Here is a 19893-nt window from a genome sequence, read left to right on the forward strand (position 1 = left end):
AAAAAAATGGAATAGACACAACGGGCGGGTCTCGCTTAGGCGGAGGACCACCCGATACATAGACAAACTAAGGAGTGGAAGCGAAGTGTCGGATGCTTACAAAAAGGCTGGAGTCGATATCGCGGCAGGGAACGAAGCAGTAGAACGGATGAAAAAGCACGTCAAACGGACTTTCCGTCCTGAAGTGTTAACTGACCTCGGTGGCTTCGGCGGGCTGTTCAGCTTGAACAAAGACAAGTACGAGGAGCCTGTTCTCGTATCTGGTACGGACGGCGTGGGCACGAAGCTGAAGATCGCTTTTGCAATGGATAAACATGATACGATTGGGATCGACGCTGTTGCGATGTGCGTGAATGATATTATCGTTCAAGGCGCGGAGCCGCTTTTTTTCCTCGACTATCTCGCTTGTGACAAAGTAATTCCAGAGAAAATTGAAGCTATCGTTAAAGGGATCGCTGACGGTTGTGCGCAGTCTGGCTGCTCACTCATCGGTGGCGAAACGGCGGAAATGCCGGGCATGTATGCGTCAGGGGAGTATGACATTGCCGGGTTTACGGTTGGAATCGTCGACAAGAAAAAGATCATCGATGGTACAACGATCCGTCCTGGAGACGTGGTTCTAGGTCTGGCATCGAGCGGTGTGCACAGTAACGGGTTCTCTCTTGTGCGCAAGCTTTTGCTGGAAGATGGCGGTTATACGCTTCAAGGTCATGTTGAAGAACTAGGTGATAAGCTTGGTAACGTGCTGCTTGAGCCAACGAAGCTTTATGTGAAGCCAGTTCTTGCGATGCTTGAAGATGTTGCGATCAAAGGGATGGCACACATTACAGGCGGTGGCTTTATCGAAAATATTCCGCGCGTTCTGCCTGAAGGCGTGAACGTCGAAATCCAATATGGATCGTGGCCGATTCTTCCGATTTTTGAGTTGATGCAGCGTGAGGGCGGCATTTCGAACAACGATATGTTCCGCACGTTCAACATGGGCATCGGGATGGTTGTTATCGTTGGCGCAGACGATGCGGAGAAAGCTATTGCCGCAGCTGAAGCACAAGGCGAAAAAGCCTACCGTTTAGGCGTTGTTACTGAAGGCGAGCGTGTAGTGACGTTCCAAGGAGCTGAGGTTTAATGCAGCCTTACCGAATTGCGATTTTTGCTTCGGGCAGCGGCTCGAATTTCCAGGCCATCGTAGATCAGGTACAGAAGGGGAAGCTTGATGTCAGCATCGAGCTTCTTGTCTGTGACCGCCCGCAAGCGTATGTGGTGGAGCGTGCTATAGAGGCGAAGGTACCTGTATTCACGTTTGTTCCGAAGGAATACGAGAGTCGTGAGGCTTACGAGGCTCTTATCCTTAAGGAGCTGAACGATCGTCAGGTTGACCTCATCGTTATGGCCGGCTACATGCGGATTATTACGAATGTGCTGGTTGAGCCGTATTTCGGGCGCATGATCAACATTCATCCATCGCTGCTGCCGTCATTTCCCGGCGTGCGTGCGATCGAGCAGGCCGTCGAGTACGGCGTAAAGCAAACCGGCGTGACCGTTCACTTCGTGGACGGCGGGCTGGACTCCGGGCCGATCATCGCGCAGCGGGCCGTGGAGATCCACGAGCACGAGACTGCGGACTCGCTGGCCGAGCGCATCCATGCGGCTGAGCACGTGCTGCTGCCGCAGGTGATTCGCTGGCTGCGCGAGGACCGCGTGAGCTTGGATGGCCGCAGGGTTAGCGTGCGGTCGTAGGTTGGTGCCGTAACTCCTGAGATTAAGGTCCCCTGTGGATAACTCGGCTGTGCGCGATGCTGTTTTATATCACTTAAAGTAGCTGTTTTACGCCAATTGCGTGAGTTTGGCCGAAGTTAAAGATGTTTTTCATCGCTAAGCTGGGCTGAGCGGTAGAAATAGCTACTGTAAGGATGTTTTTCAGCGTTACCGCGGTGGATTTACCCTATATGAGTGAGTTTGGTCGATGTTAAGGATGTTTTTCATCGCTAAGTTGGGCTGAGCGGAGGAAATAGCTACTTTAAGGATGTTTTACATCGTTACCGCGACGGTATTACCCTATATGAGTGAGCTTGATCGAAGTTAAGGATGTTTTTCATCGCTATGTTGGGATGAGCGGGAGAAGTTACAAATATAATTTTCTGGGAGGAAGCATAGTGGCAATCAAAAGAGCACTGATCAGCGTTTTCGATAAGACGGGAATTGTTGAATTCGCGAGCGAGCTGTCGAAGCTGGGCGTTGAGATCATTTCTACGGGCGGTACGCTTAGTTTGTTGAAGGATAAAGGGGTGCCGGTTATCGGTATTTCCGAGGTTACAGGGTTTCCGGAGATCATGGATGGCCGCGTTAAAACGCTTCATCCGAATGTTCACGGCGGACTACTGGCTGTTCGTGACAACGTGGAGCACCAAGAGAGCATGAAGAAGCTCGGTTTGGAGTATATTGATCTGGTTGTCGTGAATTTGTATCCTTTTGCTGAAACGATTGCGAAGCCTGATGTGACTTACGAAGATGCGATTGAGAACATCGATATCGGTGGGCCGACGATGCTTCGTTCCGCAGCTAAGAACCATGCGTTTGTTTCCGTTATCGTGGATACAACCGACTATGCGAAGGTGCTGGAAGAAGTGCAAGAGACTGGCGACACAACGCTGGAAACGCGCAAACGTCTAGCAGCCAAAGTGTTCCGTCATACTGGAGCTTACGATGCTTTGATTGGTGACTACTTGACTGGCCTGCAAGGCGAGCCTTACCCAGAGCGCTATACAGTGACTTATGAGAAAATGCAGGAGCTTCGTTACGGAGAGAACCCGCATCAAAGCGCGGCTTTCTATCGTAAGCCGAATGCGGCTGCTGGCAACATTACAACAGCTGAACAGTTGCACGGTAAAGAATTATCGTACAATAATATTAACGACGCTAATACTGCTCTTCAGATTGTTAAAGAATTCAGCGAGCCTGCGGTTGTAGCCGTTAAGCACATGAATCCTTGCGGCGTAGGTATCGGTACAAATGTGCTTGAAGCTTACACGAAAGCGTACAATGCAGACCCAACGTCCATCTTTGGTGGTATCGTAGCTGCGAACCGTGCGGTTGACGAAGCGACAGCTCAATTGCTGCATGAGATTTTCCTAGAAATCGTCATTGCGCCTGATTTTACACCGGAAGCGCTCGATATCCTTTCTAAAAAGAAAAACATTCGCCTACTCAAAGTAAGCGGCTTAGATACAGTAGCTGGCCGTAAAGCGGAGCCAGTGATTACAACGGTTGAAGGTGGCATGCTCGTACAAGCTAGCGATGCTTACCAGCTGACCGAAGCTGACTTGAAAGTCGTTTCGGAGCGTCAACCGACGGCTGAAGAGATGAAACAATTGCTTTTCGCATGGAAAGTTGTTAAGCACGTTAAATCTAACGCAATCGTACTCGTTGCAGACGACATGACGGTTGGCGTTGGCGCAGGTCAAATGAACCGCGTTGGCGCAGCCAAAATTGCCATTGAGCAAGCTGGCGACAAGGCAAAAGGCTCCGTCCTTTCTTCCGATGCTTTCTTCCCAATGGGCGACACGCTCGAAATGGCAGCAAAAGCGGGAATCACAGCGGTGATTCAACCAGGCGGCTCCATTAAAGACGAAGAATCCATCCGCGTAGCGAACGAAAATGGCATTGCCATGGTCATGACAGGCGTTCGTCACTTTAAACACTAAAACAATTGAGAATGCTCACGATCATTAACAGGACCGTGGGCATTCCCCATGAGAGGGGTTTCCTAGATGCGTGTATTAGTTATTGGACGAGGCGGGCGTGAGCACGCGATAGTATGGGCACTCAGCAAAAGCCCGAAGATCAGCAAATTGTTCTGTGCACCGGGGAACGGCGGGATTGCTGGATTGGCGGAATGTGTGCCGATTACGGAACTGCAATTCGAGGAGATCAGTACATTTGCGAAGGAGCAGGCGATTGACCTCGTGATGGTAGCACCTGATGATCCATTAGCAGCAGGTTTGGTTGACCATTTGGAGTCCAAAGGTATCGAGGCTTTCGGACCTCGCGCTAACGCGGCGATCATTGAGGGCAGCAAGGTGTTTATGAAGGAGCTTTTGAAGAAATATAGCATCCCTACGGCTGCTTACGAGTCTTTCGACGCTTATGAGCCAGCGCTTGCTTACTTACGCAGTCAATCGGCTCCAATCGTGATTAAAGCAGATGGCTTGGCTGCAGGCAAAGGGGTTACAGTTGCCCAAACAATGGAGGAAGCGGAAGCAGCGCTTCGCGATATTATGGTGGATCAGGTGTTTGGCAAATCCGGCGCGAGCGTAGTTATTGAGGAATTCCTAACGGGACAAGAGATGTCCCTGCTAGCCTTTGTGGATGGGTCCACGGTTCGCCTCATGGTGCCATCACAGGATCATAAGCCTGTTTTTGATAACGATAAAGGGCCAAATACGGGCGGAATGGGTACATATTCACCGCTGCCGCATATCCCTGAGTCGATTGTACAGGAAGCGCTTGTGAACATCGTTCAGCCTACAGCTGATGCGATGGTAAAAGAGGGCCGTCCATTCAAAGGCGTGCTTTACGCCGGTTTGATTTTGACCCCGAATGGCGTGAAAACTATTGAGTTTAACGCTCGTTTCGGCGATCCAGAGACGCAGGTCATTTTGCCTCGCCTCAAAACTGATCTGCTCGATATTTTCCTTGCCATCAACAACGGAACGTTGGCTGACCAGCCGATCGAGTGGAGCGAGGAAGCGGCAGTTTGTGTCATTGTAGCTTCACCGGGCTACCCAGGTCCTTACCCGAAGGGGCTGCCTATTACTGGACTGGATCAAGTGCAAGACTCGCTAGTGTTCCACGCGGGGACAGCCATCGAAGACGGCCAAATCGTCACCAATGGCGGACGCGTTCTCGGAATCACAGGCCTAGGCAAGGATATCATTGAAGCTCGTCAGAAAGCTTATGCGGATGCGGATCGGATCCATTTTGACGGAAAGCATTACCGTACGGATATTGCGATGAAAGCATTGAAATAGCGTAAGCCTATAAAGCACAGCCTTTTGTTCATCAAAGGGTTGTGCTTTTTCATTTTTCTCAGTCCGTTTGTAAAAAATATGTAATTAATTGACCGTTGTAAGCGTTTTTTATGTTTTGTATACTAGGCAGTATTAGGTAAGTAGCAAAGCGAGGCTGAATCATGACAATACTTAAAATTGCGGGGTTACATCCGAAGCCGCATTCGTTGAAATATCGTCTAATCCTGATCCTGTTTATCAGCTCACTCGCACCCTTAATTATCATTGGGAGCATTTCCTATTTCTCCATGTATGCGATTTTACAAAATAAAGCAGAGGGCGGAGTCCAAAGCAATTTGCACCAGGTAAGGCTTTTGCTTGAAGATACGCTCGGTCAGTTAAATCACACTTCTCAACAGCTCGCCTTTGACGGGAGGGTTGGCAAAAGCCTAGAGAACTATTTATCAGCTGATTTATATGAAAAGAAAAGATTGAATGACGAGATCAGAAGCGAGTTAGGCTTGATTCATTTTACGAACCCGACCCTTGGATTAATGTTTTATTACTTTGAGAAAGACAAGCAGGTATTATTTGAGAATTTTAACGTTCGTGACGATTATGACCTTAAGCAGTTACCTGTCCTTATCAAATTCGATAAACTTACTTATATGGGACCGCATCTTTCTTTAAACCCCATCGACGGCAATGAAGTGCTGTCCATCCTGCGCAAAGTCGAGCTGCCGGATCGTGACGATGTATATGTCTATATTGAAACTAATTTTAAATTGGCCGAAAGCATACTCAAAGACAACGATCAATTCGGCGGCAACTTGGTACATCTTATCGTCGATAATCATGGCCAAATTGTTTATAGCGAGAATTCAACTGATTTTCCTGTCGGCATGCTGCATAATGCCAATAACCAATCGAATAAAGACACTTCGGGCAAATATATGATGTTTGAGGAGACCAGCAATCAATCTTGGAAGGTATTGGCCGCTGTCCCCAAATCGGTATACAACCTCGAAGTAAATAGGTGGATAAAGCAGTTCGCCTTTTTTGCCATCTTAACGCTTATAGCAAGTTTCTTCATTGCTTGGCTGATTTGGCGAACGGTATACCGTCCGCTCAAGCTGCTGAGTACGGATATTCGCAATGTAAAAAGCAACAACGAGGTTTTCCCGAGAAGACAATCTCAGATCTTGGAGTTTGCTGTTATTTATAAAGAGTTTGCCGAAATGAGAAGCCGTATCTTCGAATTAATTGGTGAGGTAGAGCAGAAGGAACAAGGCAAAGCATTTCTCGAAGTCGAGAAATTAATGACGCAAATCAATCCTCATTTCATTCACAATACGCTCGATACCATCCGCTGGCTGGCTCGTGCCAATGGGCAGAAGGATATAGACCGCTTGGTTTCGACGCTAAACAAAGTGCTCTATTATAATCTCGGTAAAGGCGGACCCGCCAGAATTAAAGATGAGATTGAGGCTTTAAAAAATTATGTCGAGCTGCAGGGGATCCGTTATAACTTTCAATTTGATGTGAAAATCCACGCCGATTCCGAGGCGCTTGAGCTGCCGGTTCCACGGTTCATTCTACAGCCGCTTGTTGAAAATGCGTTATATCACGGCTTGGAGGATAAAGGCATTATCGAAGTCAGTGTCATAGAAGACGGTGAATCGCATGTCATTATTGAAGTTAGAGACAATGGAGACGGGATGACAGAGGAAGAGATTGATCAATTAATGAGCGAGAATACATTAGAGAAAAAGAAGGTAGGTATGGGAATCGGGCTGCAATATGTAAACCGTATGGTGAAGTTCCAATTCGGAGCGGCCGCGAGTTTTCATATTAAAAGCACAATCGGCTCAGGGACGACGATCATACTTCGTCTTCCAATAGGAGGTGTACTCGAATGATAAAAGTTATGGTTGTGGATGATGATCACTTGGTGCGTAAAGGCTTCATCGCGATGATGCCTTGGCGTGAGCATAACCTAGAGGTCGTAGGAGAAGCCGGTAACGGTAAAAAAGCTTTGGAGTTTCTGGAGAATAATCAGGTGGACTTGCTCATTACCGATTTAGCGATGCCTGTCATGTCAGGTATAGATTTGATGAGGTGTGTGAAAGAACGTTATCGGGATATTAGTATGGTCGTATTGACGTTTCATCAGGATTTTGAACTGATTCAGGAAGCGCTCCGCCTAGGGGCACTGGATTATATGACCAAGGTTGAGCTTGAACATGAGCAGATGGACGAAATATTAAGAAGAATTGTAGGTAAAATGCAGGAGCAGAATGTACGAACAAGGGAAACGAAAGCAGAGATCCAGGGAACTCCTACGTTTGCCGAAGAGGATGAAGGACCGTATTCGCCGGAAGTGAAAGCGAGTATTTGGAAGGCAGTAGACATTATTCATCAAGAGTTTCAAAATGAACTTCTTCTGCCGGACATCGCAAAAAGGGTGAACATGAGCCGCAGCTATTTCAGCCGCTGTTTTCGAGATATTGCCGGGAAAACGTTTAACGATTATATCCGGGAAGTGCGGGTGAATCACGCGAAAGTATTGCTTTGTCAAAAAGGGAAAACGATTAGTTGGATTGCCACACAGGCTGGGTATCCGAATGAAAAATATTTTGGCAAAGTGTTCCGTGAGTTGACGGGGATGCTGCCCGGTGAGTTTCGCAAGAGCCAGACTTAAATTCGGGCTTTCACTTAGCGACAGTACACAAATCGTCTCCAAAGAAGTGCACTTTTGTCTCCTAAAACGTTCCCGGAATGCCAAATTAGGAGACGATTTGCTCCTAAACGTAAGACATTAACTGACCCGAATGTCTTTCATTTTCTTTAAAATGTAAGTGCAGGGTTATTAATGAGGAGGGGCAATATGAAAAAGAAAACAACGCTAATTTCTATGATTGCATTGGTTGTTCTGATGACGGCATGTTCAAGCAATAACGTAGGGACCAGCAAGGATGGCGGCGGGCAAGCAGCTAGTCCGAACGTTAAGGTGGACCCGTTTAAGATGCCGAATCCGATTGAAGTGACCACCTTCAAAAGCTTAAGCCCAGGCGCAAAATTACCTGCTGGTGATACAGTTGAAAGCAACCAATACATGAAATATATCTCACAAAAAACGAATATCAACTTTAAAATTTTATGGTATGCAGCTTCACAGGACTATGAGCAAAAGATGAAACTGGCCATCGCGAGCAACGATCTACCTGACGTTATGCTTGTAAACGAGCAAATCTTTCTTTCCCTCGCCGAAGCCGGACAAATTGAGGATTTAAGCAAAGTGTATGAGAAATATGCTTCCCCATTAGCAAAGGAATTGTATGCATCAACGAACAACAAAGCGATTGAGAAAGCAACCTATAAAGGTAAATTGATGGGTATTCCAAATATTAGCGTACAAGCGGATGCTGCAAGTATGGCGTGGGTACGCAAGGACTGGATGGATAAATTGGGACTGCAGCCGCCTAAGTCGATTGACGATGTTGCTGCAATCGCCAAAGCTTTCGTAGAGAAAGATCCAGACGGTAGTGGCAAAGCGGATACAATTGGAATTGCCGGTTTCGAGAAAGCATTAACGGTAAGCGGTAAAGCGCAACGTGGTGACTTCAAAGGTATTTTCCAAGCGTTCGGCGCTTATCCTTCCAACTGGATCAAGGATAGCTCCGGCAAGGTCGTTTACGCTTCGATACTTCCTGAAACGAAGCAAGCACTCGGCAAGCTGCGCGACATGTATGCAGCAGGTGCCATTGATAAGGAATTTGCTTTGCGCAAAGATCCGAACGAGAACATCGTATCCGGCAAAGCGGGTATGTTCTTTGGACCCTGGTGGTCCGGCGGGTTGGCTGCTGATGCTATGAAGCTCAATCCGAAGGCTGATTTCGTGCCTTATTTGATCCCTGATGCCAAAGGGACTGTGAACACGATGATGGTGCCGGTAAGCACACAGTTTATTGTGGTGAAGAAAGGGATGAAAAATCCTGAAGCGGCTATGATTTACGCGAACACGTTTATCAATGCTCAGCGTAAAGTAGATCCAGACGCTCTGAACCTAGACTTCACGGTAAGCGCAGAGTACTGGCCGATCGGAAATTCCACCTACGATTATGCGGATGCTGTGGAGAGAAAGTCCGATACATTGAAAAAGGCGATGGGCGGACAGATCAAGCCTGAAGAGCTGAATCCGGAAATGAAAGAAATGTTTGCGAAGGCAACACGCGACAAAGCCAATCCGAAAGCAGATCTGAAAGATTGGTCAGGGTATTTCGGATACACCGTTCCAGCAGATTTGCTGAAGCAAAATATGAATAAGGTGTACAGCGAATTTACGGCGAATACGAAAACGATGGAAAGAAAATGGGTTAATCTGCAAAAGTTAGAGAATGAAACTTTCTTCGGCATCGTAATGGGTGAGAAACCCCTTGATTCGTTTGATAAGTTCGTTACCGATTGGAAAGCACAAGGCGGCGACGAAATCACGAAAGAAGTAACGGATGAAATCAGCAAGTCCAAAAAGTAACGTGTAATGAAAAGAGCGCATCACCTAACCGAATGGTGGTGCGCTTTTTCTACCATAAAAATGGATAAGTTTGAACAGAGGTGTATCACTTATGAACATAAAATCGTTTTATAAGCACTACCATTTGATGCTCCTGCCGGGTATCGTGCTTCTCATTATTTTTCATCTCGTACCGATGTTTGGAATCGCGATTGCGTTCCAAGATTTCAAGATCGGATTGGGAATATGGGACTCCCCCTGGATCGGCTTCGAAAATTTTACGTACATGTTTCAACTGAGAGACAGTAAAGTGATTTTCTTTAATACGGTATTTATTGCCGTGTGTAAAATTATCGCGCACCTTATCATTCCGCTTACATTTGCCATTTTGCTCAATGAAATTAGATTCAGGATCTTCAAAAGATGGGTGCAGACGGTTGTGTACCTGCCTCATTTTATTTCATGGGTTATCTTGGCTGGTGTTGTGATGGATATGTTGTCGTTAGACGGTATTATCAACCATATGTTGAAAGCGTTAGGTTTCGAGCCGATTATGTTTATGGCCAAAAACAGCTTGTTTCCAGGCATTGTCGTTAGTACAGACATTTGGAAAGAGTTCGGATTTGCTGCCATTATTTATTTAGCTGCACTAGCTGGCATTAACCCGTCCCTCTATGAAGCGGCCGAAATGGACGGAGCTAATAGATTGAAACAGTTGTATTATATTACGCTGCCGAGCTTGGTTCCTACTGTCGTTTTGCTGGCTACTTTGAGCATAGGCAATATTTTGAATGCAGGTTTTGATCAAATTTTCAATTTGTATAATCCCCTTGTCTACGAGTCAGGAGATATTATCGATACGTATGTGTACCGGGTAGGACTTGTACAGGCTCAATATGGCTTAGCTACAGCCGTCGGTTTGTTGAAGTCAGCAATCGGATTCATTCTCATCTTTATTTCTTACAGAGTTGCCTATACGTACGCGAATTACAGAATTTTCTAATGAAGCAGGTGAATGCCAGTGGTACGTAATAAGACGATTTCGGCTCGTATAACCGAAGCAGCTCTAATCCTAGTGATGCTAGTCATTTCAGCCATGTCGCTCGCGCCTGTTGTGCACGTGTTCTCCGTCTCGTTTAGCGACAACGCGGCAGCGGCTGGGGGATTCGTTAAGTTTTGGCCGGTTGGCTTTTCTTTGGAATCGTATCGTAAAATTTTGGAAGAACCGCATTTTTTCAATGCGTTCTTAGTTTCCGTCAAACGGGTTTTGCTGGGCGGGGGAATCAATTTCGTATTGACCGTTATGATGGCGTACCCGTTGTCGAGAAGCAGCAAGGAATTCCCATACCGGAACGTGTATATGTGGTTCATGCTGTTTACGATGCTGTTCAGTGGCGGGATTATTCCGTTATATTTGACCGTCAAATCATTAGGGATGTTTAACTCCATCTGGGCGCTGGTACTGCCGGGTGCGGTGCCGGTTTTTAACGTTATTTTGTTAATGAACTTCTTCCGGAACCTGCCGAAGGAGCTAAGCGATGCGGGTTACATGGACGGTGCGGGACCTTGGTATATGATGGTCAAAGTCTATTTGCCGCTTTCGCTGCCAGCGATGGCTACGGTCACTTTATTCAGTATTGTCGGTCACTGGAATTCGTTCTTTGACGGTATGATCTTTATGCGCAGTGCGGAAAATTATCCGCTGCAAACGTATATTCAGCAGCTCGTCGTCAACCAGAACGTGTTGGAACTTGATTCGACTAAGCTTGAGTTACTGATGAAAGTATCGGATAAGACACTCAACGCTGCCAAAATCGTGGTTTCAATGGTGCCGATTCTTATCGTTTATCCGTTTCTGCAAAAGTATTTTATACATGGCATTATGCTTGGTTCGGTAAAAGAATAGATAAAAAGAGGTGCATATCCGATGGAGTGGAAGGTCATGACTTTCAATTTACGTTACAATGAGCCGAAGGATGGGGACAACGCATGGCCCCATCGTGTGAGGCGCGTTTCCCGTACAATCCAAGAGCACGACCCTATTCTAGTTGGCACGCAGGAAGGCTATTATGATATGCTAACCGAGCTTCACGGGGAGCTGGATGCGTACAATTGGATCGGCATGGGCCGATTTGGTGAACACGAAAATGAGCATTGCGCTATTTTTTATAAGAAGGCTGAGCTTGAGGTGCTGGAGGGAGGTCATTTCTGGCTTTCGGAAACACCTGAAGTAACGGCATCCAAAAGCTGGGACAGCATGTTCCCTAGAATGTGCACGTGGGTTCGATTCTTGGACAAACACACTCAGAAAGCATTTATCGTGTATAACACCCATTTGGATCATCACAGTCAAGAAGCTAGAGAAACTGGCGTTAAAGTGATTTGGGATTATATTCGTTCGCATAAGTCCGAGCTTTCTTTACCCGTTATTTTAATGGGGGACATGAACAGTCATCCGAGCTATCCGCCTATCCGTTATTTGAGGGGGGAATACGGGGACGAAGGTCCGAAAGGGTGGCTAAAAGACGCTTATACCGTTATAGAAGGAAATGTGGGCCGAACTGCACACGACTTCAAAGGTGGAGCAGACGAGGCGCCAATTGATTATATTTTCGTATCTCCCGAGGTGGAACTGCTGGAAACGATTGTCGATAGAAGGCAGGTTGAAGGGGGCTACCCATCGGATCATTATCCGATTATTGCTTCTTTGCGTTTGTCTTAAAACGGAGCAGATCAAGGAGAGCGACAGATGAAACATGTGGAAAGAATACGTTCAGTTACAACAATTACGAGAAGAATTGCTCATTCGGAGCAAAGCACTTATATCGAAGTACCTTTTGAAATGCCCAAGCATGCTGAGGAAATTGTAGTCAATTACGTGATCGAATCACACGGTGAACAGAAGGCCGTGATCGACTTGGGCCTGAGGGACACCGCCAGAGTAAGAGGCTGGAGCGGAGGAGCGCGCAAAGCATTTCGACTCGGACAGGAACAATCAACTCCCGGCTATTTATCGGGTGATTTAACACCGGGAAACTGGGCGGTTCTGCATAACGCCTACAAAGTTCCGAGCGAAGGTTGTTCCGTAACCGTGACTATCGAATTTCTTTATAAGATACCTCGCTGGCTGAAAGGCGATCTACATACGCACAGCGTGAACAGCGACGGCACTTTTACGCTGGAAGAGAATGCGGCTAGGATGGAAGAACTCGGCTGTGATTTCATCGCCATGACGGATCACAATACGGTCAGCCAGAACATGACCTATCCGCGCCATACAAGCGTTGTCATGATACCGGGAATGGAGTTTACAACGAATTTCGGACACAGCAATTTCTTGGGTGTTACCGATCCGATCCGTGATTTTCGGGTGAAGGGTCAAGAAGACGTCAATGCCAAGATTGCCGAAGCCCGCGCTAATGGAGCCAAAATCGTGATCAATCATCCGCACTGCGAGTATTGCCCGTGGGAATGGGATTTCAATGTAGATCACGACTGGGTAGAAGTATGGAATGGCCCCTTTACGGAGCGGAATGTTCGGGCTCTGAATTGGTGGCATAGTCAACTTGTCTCCGGCAGAAGGCTTGTTGCTGTTGGCGGCAGCGATACCCATCGTCCGGATCCATACGTCAAGCATGCGATGCCATGTACATGGGTGTACGCTTCTGAGAAAACCGTTGACGGCATTTTGAGCGCCATTGGGCTGGGTCATGTGGTGATTACTTATGCGCCAAACGGGCCTTTTGTGGAGCTGAACTGCGGCTCTTATCGGGTTGGAGACATCGTTCCAGCAGGAGAGCGGAGCAGAGAAGTGTATTTGCAAGCCGAGGATTTGATGGCCGGAGATATGATCAAACTGTTCAGCAACATCAGATTGGAAAAGGAAGTACTCGTGTCCTCAGACGGGGTGCTTTCCATCCATTTTGACGCAGAGGGAACAACGTTTGTACGCGCCGAAGTATGGCGGCATTTCGATGAGGTCAACATGACGCTTATGGCTGCGTTAACGAACCCGATTTATTTTGACTAGTAAATAGTTTGATAGCAGAAACACAACCTTTTGCATGTTAAAAGGCTGTGTTTTTTATTTTTACCACGATAAATAAACATCTAAATAAGGTCAATTAGCATGGAATGACCTTAACAATAAATTCACTAAAATAATGTCGAAAATTAGAGGTGTTTGTCGAAAAAATATGGAATTTCTAGTGATCATCTATAATCAAAGAAATAAGTGGGGGCGATGAAGATAATGAAGCTAAAAAGTATTCAAAGTAAATTTATGCTGCTGCTTGTTCCTCTAATTGTTGTTACTCTGTTTGGCATCGTCGCGTTCGCATACGTTAAAAGCAAAGGGTTGATTAATAACGAGATTGGGCTCAAAATGCAGCAACAGCTAGAAAGTGTGACCAGCAGCATTAATGGAAAGCTTGTTGTGCATCGTAAAGTGGGAGAAGTGCTGGCCAGAACGGTGGAGTTTGCGCCTAACCAGTTGACTTTGGACAACTATAATAAAATATTAACTAGTGATTTGGCTACGAGTGAAGACACATTTGGTTTAGGAATTTTCTTTGAACCGTTCAAGTACAATGCCAAAACGAAATATTTTTCGTCTTACGCGTTCCGAGAAGGGGATAAAATTAACTTAACGCAAGACTATAACGCAGCCGATTACGATTATCCGCACTGGGATTGGTACAAAGTGGCTCAGGACACCAAGCAATCGGTTGCGTACTCGGATCCTTACTATGATGAACCGACGAAAGTCACCATGGTGACGGCGAGCGTGCCAGTCTATGATCAAAAGAAGCAATTTCTCGCTGTTGTCACCGGCGATTTTAACCTAGCTCGCTTGCAAAAGCTTGTTGAAGAAACGAAGGTAGGCCGCACAGGCTGGGCGTTCATGGTCGATGCCAAAGGGAACTATCTAGCTCTGCCGGATAAGTCCAAGGTAATGAAGGTCAGTATGAATAAGGACCCGAACCCGTCGATAAGTGCGCTGGCGCCAACGCTGCTTTCGCAGCCAAATGGCGAGTCAACCATTACAGATGACATGGGAACTAACCGTATATATTATCAAAAGATACCGGAAACGGGCTGGACAATTGCCCTCGTTATGCCAGAGAAAGAGCTGCTCGAGCCTGTGAACAAGCTTGTCGTTTCTTTGGGCATAGGCGGCCTGATCGCGCTGGTCATTATGGTGCTTGTGATTATTTTATTCAGTCGATACCTTATTAACCTAATACGAAAAGCCAAAGCGATGGCAGGTCGCATTGCGGAAGGTGATTTAACGCAGCATATGGAAGTCAAAACAAGTGACGAGCTAGGACAAATGGGGCATTCCTTCAATGAAATGATTCAGAGGCTTCGTACGATGCTTGGATCGATTTCGATGCACACGCACACCGTGGCTTCTATGTCCGAGCAATTATCGGCTAGCGCAGAGGAAACTTCGAGAGCGACGGAGCAGATTGCAGATTGCATCCAACAGGTAGCCTCAAGCGCCGATGAGCAAAGTCACATGAATGATACGTCGAAAAAGACAGTTACCGATATCGCCAAGCGGCTTGTATCGATTGTGGACGGCGTTAAGAAGGTAAATGATTCAACAGAAAAAACAGCCGAGACAGCTGAAAAAGGGAACAGAGCCGTAGGCGAGGTAACGGAGCAAATGAAGCTCATTCACCGCAACATGGAGCAATCGTCCATGATTGTAGATGAGCTCAGCGGGAAATCGCTGCAAATCGGGGAAATGATCACGTTGATTACATCTTTATCCAGTCAGACGAACTTGTTGGCGCTCAATGCCTCGATTGAAGCAGCACGAGCTGGCGAGCAAGGTAAGGGCTTCGCCGTCGTTGCGACCGAAGTTCGCAAGCTGGCAGAACAATCCGCGACAGCAGCGGACCGTATTCGCAGTTTAATCGGTGACATCCAATCTGAAATTAACAGTGCGGTAGATTCCATGAATAAGGGTACCCAAGCGGTCAATGATGGAACCTTAATGAGCGAAAGTGCGAAGGCGGCATTTCTGGCTATTCTCCAAGCGGTGGAGGATGTTTTTGGACATGTGAAAGAAGTGTCTCAATCGGCTATCTTCATTCAATCCGACTCGAAACATATGGTTGAGGTTGTCGAGCAAATTTGTGCCATTTCCAGTCAATCGCTAGAGAGCACACACAGCATAGCCGCAGCAGCAGAGCAGCAGCTTGCTTCCATGGAAGAAGTTAGCGCAGCATCTCAATCATTGTCCAAAATGGCTGACGAGCTCCAAGAGGTCGTCAAAGTATTTAAGGTATAATAAGTATCGACAGTCCGAAGTTATTTGTCATCGGTGCCCCTGATATACTTGTCCTTGTTTTTGTACACATACCAAAAGGCAACGAGTACACCAACGATTAAAGCAATCGATAACCAGTGGTGAGAAATGAAGCTCCAGAGGGTATTCATGTGAGTACCTCCTCTAATTTTTTAGATTAAGGATAGTTTTGGCAGGAGATGTTGGTTTCATGCATCGGGCAAGCAACAACATGAAAGGCGGAGAACCGTGAAGGTAACAAAAAACCGAAAGCCGTGGATGGCTTTCATGAGTGTTGTTGTATGGATGGTCTGTGTTCTGGTCGCGGTTGGTTGTACATCGCAAGTATTGGATAGACCGGCTATACCGCAGGAATCGCCCATTGTAAGCAAGGAAACGCCCATTGTAAGCAAGGAAACGCCCGCGGTCACGAGTAGTGCGACCATGCAGCCGGTAGCGGAAAGTCCTGCCGCTGAGTCTAAAACAAAGCCTACAGCAGAGCCCGCGGCTTCCAAAACCGCTGCCATACCTAAACAAGGAAGGCTCGTCATGCTGGATCCCGGACATCAGCGTCATGGGAATAATGCTCCTGAGTCAGTAGGTCCGGATACGCGGGAAACTAAACCAAAGGTCAGCTCTGGCACGGTCGGCGTACGAACCAAAAAACCGGAGTATGTGCTCAATCTGGAAGTTTCACAGCTGATCAAGGACGAGCTGGTCCGCCGCGGCATAGAAGTTGCGATGACCCGCGAGTCGCATGAGGTCGATATTAGCAACAAGCAGCGCGCGGATATGGCGAATGAAGCAGGAGCAGCGCTGGCTGTGCGCATTCATGCGGATGGCGATAGTTCACCGAAGACCAAAGGGTTTTCGGTGTTGTATCCGTCGGCTAGCTCAGCAGCGGTGAAGCCCATCTCAGCAGAAAGCCATGAAGCAGCTAGCTTTATTCTAAAGCATTTGAAATCTGCAACGGACACGGCTGGAAGAGGACTATCAGCACGCAGCGACTTATCAGGCTTCAATTGGTCCAAAGTGCCGGTTGTGCTGGTCGAGCTTGGCTTCATGACCAATCCGGAAGAAGATGAGCTGATGTCCGAAGCGGAATATCAGAAGAAGCTGGCCCTAGGTATCGCAGACGGGATTGAGCAGTTTTTGAAAAGCCGATGAGCTAGAGAATAGGTTAATATTGAAGCCGCCCCAATCGAGGGCGGTTTTATTTGCGCCCAAAGGCGTATAATGTATAGTATATTGGTAAAAAGTTACCATTTAGGAAGAAGGGGGATCTGCCATGCTGCCATCTTTTTTCATTGCCCATGGAGCACCGAGTTTGGCGATCGAGCAGCATGCTTACACCGAGTTTTTGCAGAAGCTGGCCAAGAGCATTCCCGCGCCTAAAGCTATCGTGCTGTTCAGTGCACATTGGGAAAGTCCTGTGCAGAAGATTAGCTCGGCGATTCAACTGGAAACGATTTATGATTTCTCGGGTTTTTCAGAAAAGCTTTATGACATTAAGTACCCAGCTAAAGGGGATTTGACGCTAAGCTTACATATACAGCGGCTGTTTCAGGAAGAGGGCATTCGTTGTGAGCTCGATGATGAGCGAGGCTTGGATCACGGGGCATGGGCACCGCTGCATATTATGTATCCAGATGCGCAGATACCGGTGGTGGCGCTCTCTGTGAATCCGCGTTTGACGGCGGAAGAGCATTATCGCATCGGTGCGGCATTAGGCCCCTTGCGGGAAGAGGATGTTCTCATCCTCGGCAGCGGAGGGACGGTTCACAATTTGCGCAGGCTAGATCAGAATAATCCTGTGCCGCAGGTGTGGGCGGTGGAATTCGATGAGTGGTTGGCGGAGCAGCTGGAGACGTGGAATTTGGATGCGTTAGTTCGATATGACGAAAGAGCCCCTAACGCGCGGGAGGCGGTTCCGACGCCGGAGCATTTTGTGCCTTTGCTGCTTGCACTAGGTGCGGCTGACACTACACGCAGGGCGAAGCTGCTGCATCATAGCTTTCAGATGGGCACGCTCAGCTTGTGTTGTTGGATGTTTGGCGGGATGAGGAAGTCGTAGGCGGCTTGCTAATCCAGGAACCGCGCCTTGAACTCAGGCTTCGGCAGCATGCAGTGCTCGGCTTTGCCGAACCAGCGATAGCGGTTGCGCGCTACGAACGAATAGCCTAGATTCCTGAGCGGAGCGGGAATGATAATGGCGGCATAGGCCAGAGGCCAAGCACCACGCAGCCTCCGGGCAATGCGCAGCGCAGCGGTCGAACGGGTATAGGAGCGGCCGCCCTCGATCAGGACGATCGTGCTGATGATATCCGTAGGCAGTTTGTGCTGCTCAAGCAGCTTTTGGCCGCTATCCGACTGTAAAGAAGCGAAGCGGAAAATCCCCTTCGGGTCGTTCCGTAGGATGAACTGAACAGCACCACTACACAGATTGCAGACCCCGTCGAACAATACGATGGCTTGGTCATCGGTGAGCTTGGTCATGGAATAGCCTCCTTTTTGGCGAGTAGGGAATAGTTGAGTGGTTGATGCAAAAAGTGCATCTAATTCCGGTGGTCAGACCGTCTATATAGGTAGGAGCTGCAAAAAGTGCAGCAAAAATGGTCCATTTTAGCCAAATCAACTTCTTTTGAAGAAATTAGCTGTAGTTTTGCAACAAATCTGCTTAAAACGCTTTTTTGAGCTGAATTTGATGCACAAAATGCATTAACTTGTTTAAACATGTCCATCGCGCCCAAAGAAGCATCCCAGCAACCTAGTCCATCATGCATATCTCTCCCTACTATACCTAATCACAGTCGCGGCTCCAACTACCTTTTGACCCACTAGCACAAAAAGTCTTCTACCTATCGCTTCACTAGCATATACATTTACTAGAATGATTAAGAGAAGAGGTGCAGATCTGTTGAAATCATTGCCTTCATTCCGCCCAAAAAACCTTAGCGCCTGGCTCGTCCTAGGATGCTCTGTCATAGCCATTGTCGGTTGCAGCGATACGCCTGCTTCCTTACCACCCGCCAGCCCGAATGCCGCTGAAGCTACACCTGCCGCCGCATCGCCAGCTACCAAGCCTGCTGCCACAGCTGTGGAGACGGAGCAACCGTACAAATTCCCGCTAACGGGTTTGCCTACCGATAAAGAAGTGAAGAGCCGGCCCTTCATGGTCATGGTCGAAAATGCCCCGCAAGCCAGGCCCCAAACCGGCCTAGATCAAGCGGACATCGTCTATGAGATTCTCGCAGAGGGCGAGATTACGAGATTCGTCTCCGTTTTCCAGAGCCAAGCAGCGAAGACCATTGGTCCCGTGCGCAGCATTCGCCCTTATTTCGTGGAGATCGGCGACGCGCTCGATGCGGTTATCGTCCATGCCGGCTGGAGTCAGGAAGCGATGGATATGATGGCAGGCCGCAAGCTGGCCCATCTCGATGAGGTATACGGCGATGGCGCCTACTACTGGCGTGCGACGGATCGTAAGGCACCGCACAATCTCTATACCTCTGTGGATAAAATGAAGCAGGGCGCCGAGGCGCGCAAATTCCGCTCCGAATGGAACGGGCCGCTGCTCACTTTTGCCAAGGAGGGTCAAAGTCAACTTACCGGCGCAGCCGTGAATTATATTCAAATTCCTTATATTCAAGGGTATTTCGCTTCCTATGAATACAATGCCGCTGAAGGTGTATACAATCGCAGCATGGAGGGCAAGCCGCATCTCGACAAGGAGACGGGCAAACAGCTGCAAACCAAAAATCTGCTCGTACTTGAGAGCAAGCATAAGATTGTGGACAAAGAAGGTCGCCGTGAAGTCGACGTATTCGGACCCGGTAAAGGTCTTATCCTGCAAGAGGGCAAGTCTCAGCAGATCACTTGGGAACGCAAAAATGGCATGCTTCGCGCCTATGCGGAGGGTGGCAAGGAAGTGCCGCTGCTGCCGGGCAACACTTGGGTTCAGATCGTACCGGAGGGGACAGCGGTGAAAATGGAATAGCAATAGATAGGCGCAGAGAAGCCGCCCTGCTTGGGTTTAGGACCAAGACGTGGCGGCTTTCTCGTGCGCTTTTTTGGAA

General features: G+C 47.8%; 18 protein-coding genes. 15 read left to right on the forward strand and 3 right to left on the reverse strand.

The annotated features are described in order from the left end of the window. The first annotated feature begins 85 nt into the window (after nucleotides 1-85). The 12 genes from purM to GC098_RS21985 all read left to right on the forward strand — a co-directional run bounded on the left by purM (nucleotide 86) and on the right by GC098_RS21985 (nucleotide 15820). Nucleotides 86-1126, forward strand: a complete 1041-nt coding sequence (gene purM, locus GC098_RS21930) for a phosphoribosylformylglycinamidine cyclo-ligase (protein ID WP_171645352.1) — start codon at nucleotides 86-88, stop codon at nucleotides 1124-1126. After that, nucleotides 1126-1737, forward strand: coding sequence for a phosphoribosylglycinamide formyltransferase (gene purN, locus GC098_RS21935; protein ID WP_171645353.1), 612 nt, complete (start codon nucleotides 1126-1128; stop codon nucleotides 1735-1737). Before purM ends, purN begins: the two co-directional genes overlap by 1 nt. 416 nt (nucleotides 1738-2153) lie before the next feature. Further along, on the forward strand, nucleotides 2154-3701 hold the full coding sequence (purH, locus tag GC098_RS21940) for a bifunctional phosphoribosylaminoimidazolecarboxamide formyltransferase/IMP cyclohydrolase (RefSeq protein WP_029198293.1): 1548 nt from the start codon (nucleotides 2154-2156) through the stop codon (nucleotides 3699-3701). Between the two features lie 66 nt (nucleotides 3702-3767). After that, nucleotides 3768-5027, forward strand: a complete 1260-nt coding sequence (gene purD / locus GC098_RS21945; RefSeq protein ID WP_171645354.1) for a phosphoribosylamine--glycine ligase — start codon at nucleotides 3768-3770, stop codon at nucleotides 5025-5027. A 161-nt stretch (nucleotides 5028-5188) separates the two neighbouring features. Further along, entirely contained in the window at nucleotides 5189-6925 is a 1737-nt protein-coding gene (locus tag GC098_RS21950) for a sensor histidine kinase (RefSeq protein WP_171645355.1), read from the forward strand. Continuing rightward, nucleotides 6922-7707 carry a response regulator transcription factor gene (locus GC098_RS21955; protein WP_171645357.1) on the forward strand — a complete coding sequence of 262 codons (786 nt, stop codon included), beginning with the start codon at nucleotides 6922-6924 and terminating at the stop codon, nucleotides 7705-7707. Before GC098_RS21950 ends, GC098_RS21955 begins: the two co-directional genes overlap by 4 nt. A 186-nt stretch (nucleotides 7708-7893) precedes the next feature. Then, nucleotides 7894-9540: an extracellular solute-binding protein gene (locus GC098_RS21960; RefSeq protein ID WP_171645359.1), complete on the forward strand. Its 1647-nt coding sequence runs from the start codon at nucleotides 7894-7896 to the stop codon at nucleotides 9538-9540. A gap of 91 nt (nucleotides 9541-9631) precedes the next feature. Beyond that, complete coding sequence (locus tag GC098_RS21965) at nucleotides 9632-10522, forward strand: ABC transporter permease (RefSeq protein WP_171645360.1); 891 nt, start codon at nucleotides 9632-9634, stop codon at nucleotides 10520-10522. An 18-nt stretch (nucleotides 10523-10540) separates the two neighbouring features. Continuing rightward, entirely contained in the window at nucleotides 10541-11425 is an 885-nt protein-coding gene (locus GC098_RS21970) for a carbohydrate ABC transporter permease (protein ID WP_171645433.1), read from the forward strand. A gap of 36 nt (nucleotides 11426-11461) precedes the next feature. After that, nucleotides 11462-12241, forward strand: coding sequence for an endonuclease/exonuclease/phosphatase family protein (locus tag GC098_RS21975; protein WP_246358806.1), 780 nt, complete (start codon nucleotides 11462-11464; stop codon nucleotides 12239-12241). A 27-nt stretch (nucleotides 12242-12268) separates the two neighbouring features. Beyond that, nucleotides 12269-13549, forward strand: coding sequence for a CehA/McbA family metallohydrolase (locus GC098_RS21980; protein ID WP_171645362.1), 1281 nt, complete (start codon nucleotides 12269-12271; stop codon nucleotides 13547-13549). 222 nt (nucleotides 13550-13771) lie between these two features. Beyond that, the gene (locus tag GC098_RS21985) at nucleotides 13772-15820 is read left to right on the forward strand and encodes a methyl-accepting chemotaxis protein (protein ID WP_246358808.1); all 2049 of its coding nucleotides are present in this window, start codon (nucleotides 13772-13774) and stop codon (nucleotides 15818-15820) included. A 20-nt stretch (nucleotides 15821-15840) separates the two neighbouring features. Here GC098_RS21985 and GC098_RS40885 read toward each other — a convergent pair whose 3' ends face one another. Then, complete coding sequence (locus GC098_RS40885) at nucleotides 15841-15969, reverse strand: hypothetical protein (protein WP_281367107.1); 129 nt, start codon at nucleotides 15967-15969, stop codon at nucleotides 15841-15843. Nucleotides 15970-16066: 97 nt separating this feature from the next. Here GC098_RS40885 and GC098_RS21990 point away from each other — a divergent pair, with 97 nt between their 5' ends. Further along, nucleotides 16067-16984: an N-acetylmuramoyl-L-alanine amidase family protein gene (locus GC098_RS21990; protein WP_171645363.1), complete on the forward strand. Its 918-nt coding sequence runs from the start codon at nucleotides 16067-16069 to the stop codon at nucleotides 16982-16984. Between the two features lie 121 nt (nucleotides 16985-17105). Continuing rightward, a complete protein-coding gene (locus GC098_RS21995) occupies nucleotides 17106-17891 on the forward strand; it encodes a DODA-type extradiol aromatic ring-opening family dioxygenase (protein ID WP_171645364.1) in 786 nt (261 codons plus the stop codon). An 8-nt stretch (nucleotides 17892-17899) separates the two neighbouring features. Here GC098_RS21995 and GC098_RS22000 read toward each other — a convergent pair whose 3' ends face one another. Both GC098_RS22000 and GC098_RS40180 read right to left on the reverse strand, forming a co-directional pair. Further along, entirely contained in the window at nucleotides 17900-18313 is a 414-nt protein-coding gene (locus GC098_RS22000; RefSeq protein ID WP_171645365.1) for a thiol-disulfide oxidoreductase DCC family protein, read from the reverse strand. A gap of 279 nt (nucleotides 18314-18592) precedes the next feature. Further along, nucleotides 18593-18997: a hypothetical protein gene (locus tag GC098_RS40180; protein WP_246358810.1), complete on the reverse strand. Its 405-nt coding sequence runs from the start codon at nucleotides 18995-18997 to the stop codon at nucleotides 18593-18595. On the opposite strand from GC098_RS40180, the gene GC098_RS22005 reads away from it, so the two are divergent. After that, entirely contained in the window at nucleotides 18996-19814 is an 819-nt protein-coding gene (locus GC098_RS22005) for a DUF3048 domain-containing protein (RefSeq protein WP_246358811.1), read from the forward strand. The two genes, GC098_RS40180 and GC098_RS22005, sit on opposite strands and share 2 nt — an antisense overlap. The last annotated feature ends 79 nt before the right edge of the window (nucleotides 19815-19893 follow it).

The organism is Paenibacillus phytorum, from assembly GCF_013141715.1.
GTDB classification, from domain to species: domain Bacteria; phylum Bacillota; class Bacilli; order Paenibacillales; family NBRC-103111; genus Paenibacillus_E; species Paenibacillus_E phytorum.

Excerpts from the sequence above, each read along its gene's own strand:
- purD (WP_171645354.1), top strand. The coding sequence starts at position 3,768 with ATGCGTGTATTAGTTATTGGACGAGGCGGGCGTGAGCACGCGATAGTA.
- GC098_RS21980 (WP_171645362.1), top strand. The coding sequence starts at position 12,269 with ATGAAACATGTGGAAAGAATACGTTCAGTTACAACAATTACGAGAAGA.
- GC098_RS40180 (WP_246358810.1), bottom strand. The coding sequence starts at position 18,997 with ATGACCATGAAGGGCCGGCTCTTCACTTCTTTATCGGTAGGCAAACCC.
- GC098_RS40885 (WP_281367107.1), bottom strand. The coding sequence starts at position 15,969 with ATGAATACCCTCTGGAGCTTCATTTCTCACCACTGGTTATCGATTGCT.
- GC098_RS21950 (WP_171645355.1), top strand. The coding sequence starts at position 5,189 with ATGACAATACTTAAAATTGCGGGGTTACATCCGAAGCCGCATTCGTTG.
- GC098_RS22005 (WP_246358811.1), top strand. The coding sequence starts at position 18,996 with ATGGTCGAAAATGCCCCGCAAGCCAGGCCCCAAACCGGCCTAGATCAA.
- GC098_RS21955 (WP_171645357.1), top strand. The coding sequence starts at position 6,922 with ATGATAAAAGTTATGGTTGTGGATGATGATCACTTGGTGCGTAAAGGC.
- GC098_RS21985 (WP_246358808.1), top strand. The coding sequence starts at position 13,772 with ATGAAGCTAAAAAGTATTCAAAGTAAATTTATGCTGCTGCTTGTTCCT.
- GC098_RS21975 (WP_246358806.1), top strand. The coding sequence starts at position 11,462 with ATGACTTTCAATTTACGTTACAATGAGCCGAAGGATGGGGACAACGCA.
- GC098_RS21995 (WP_171645364.1), top strand. The coding sequence starts at position 17,106 with ATGCTGCCATCTTTTTTCATTGCCCATGGAGCACCGAGTTTGGCGATC.
- GC098_RS21960 (WP_171645359.1), top strand. The coding sequence starts at position 7,894 with ATGAAAAAGAAAACAACGCTAATTTCTATGATTGCATTGGTTGTTCTG.
- purN (WP_171645353.1), top strand. The coding sequence starts at position 1,126 with ATGCAGCCTTACCGAATTGCGATTTTTGCTTCGGGCAGCGGCTCGAAT.
- GC098_RS21965 (WP_171645360.1), top strand. The coding sequence starts at position 9,632 with ATGAACATAAAATCGTTTTATAAGCACTACCATTTGATGCTCCTGCCG.
- GC098_RS22000 (WP_171645365.1), bottom strand. The coding sequence starts at position 18,313 with ATGACCAAGCTCACCGATGACCAAGCCATCGTATTGTTCGACGGGGTC.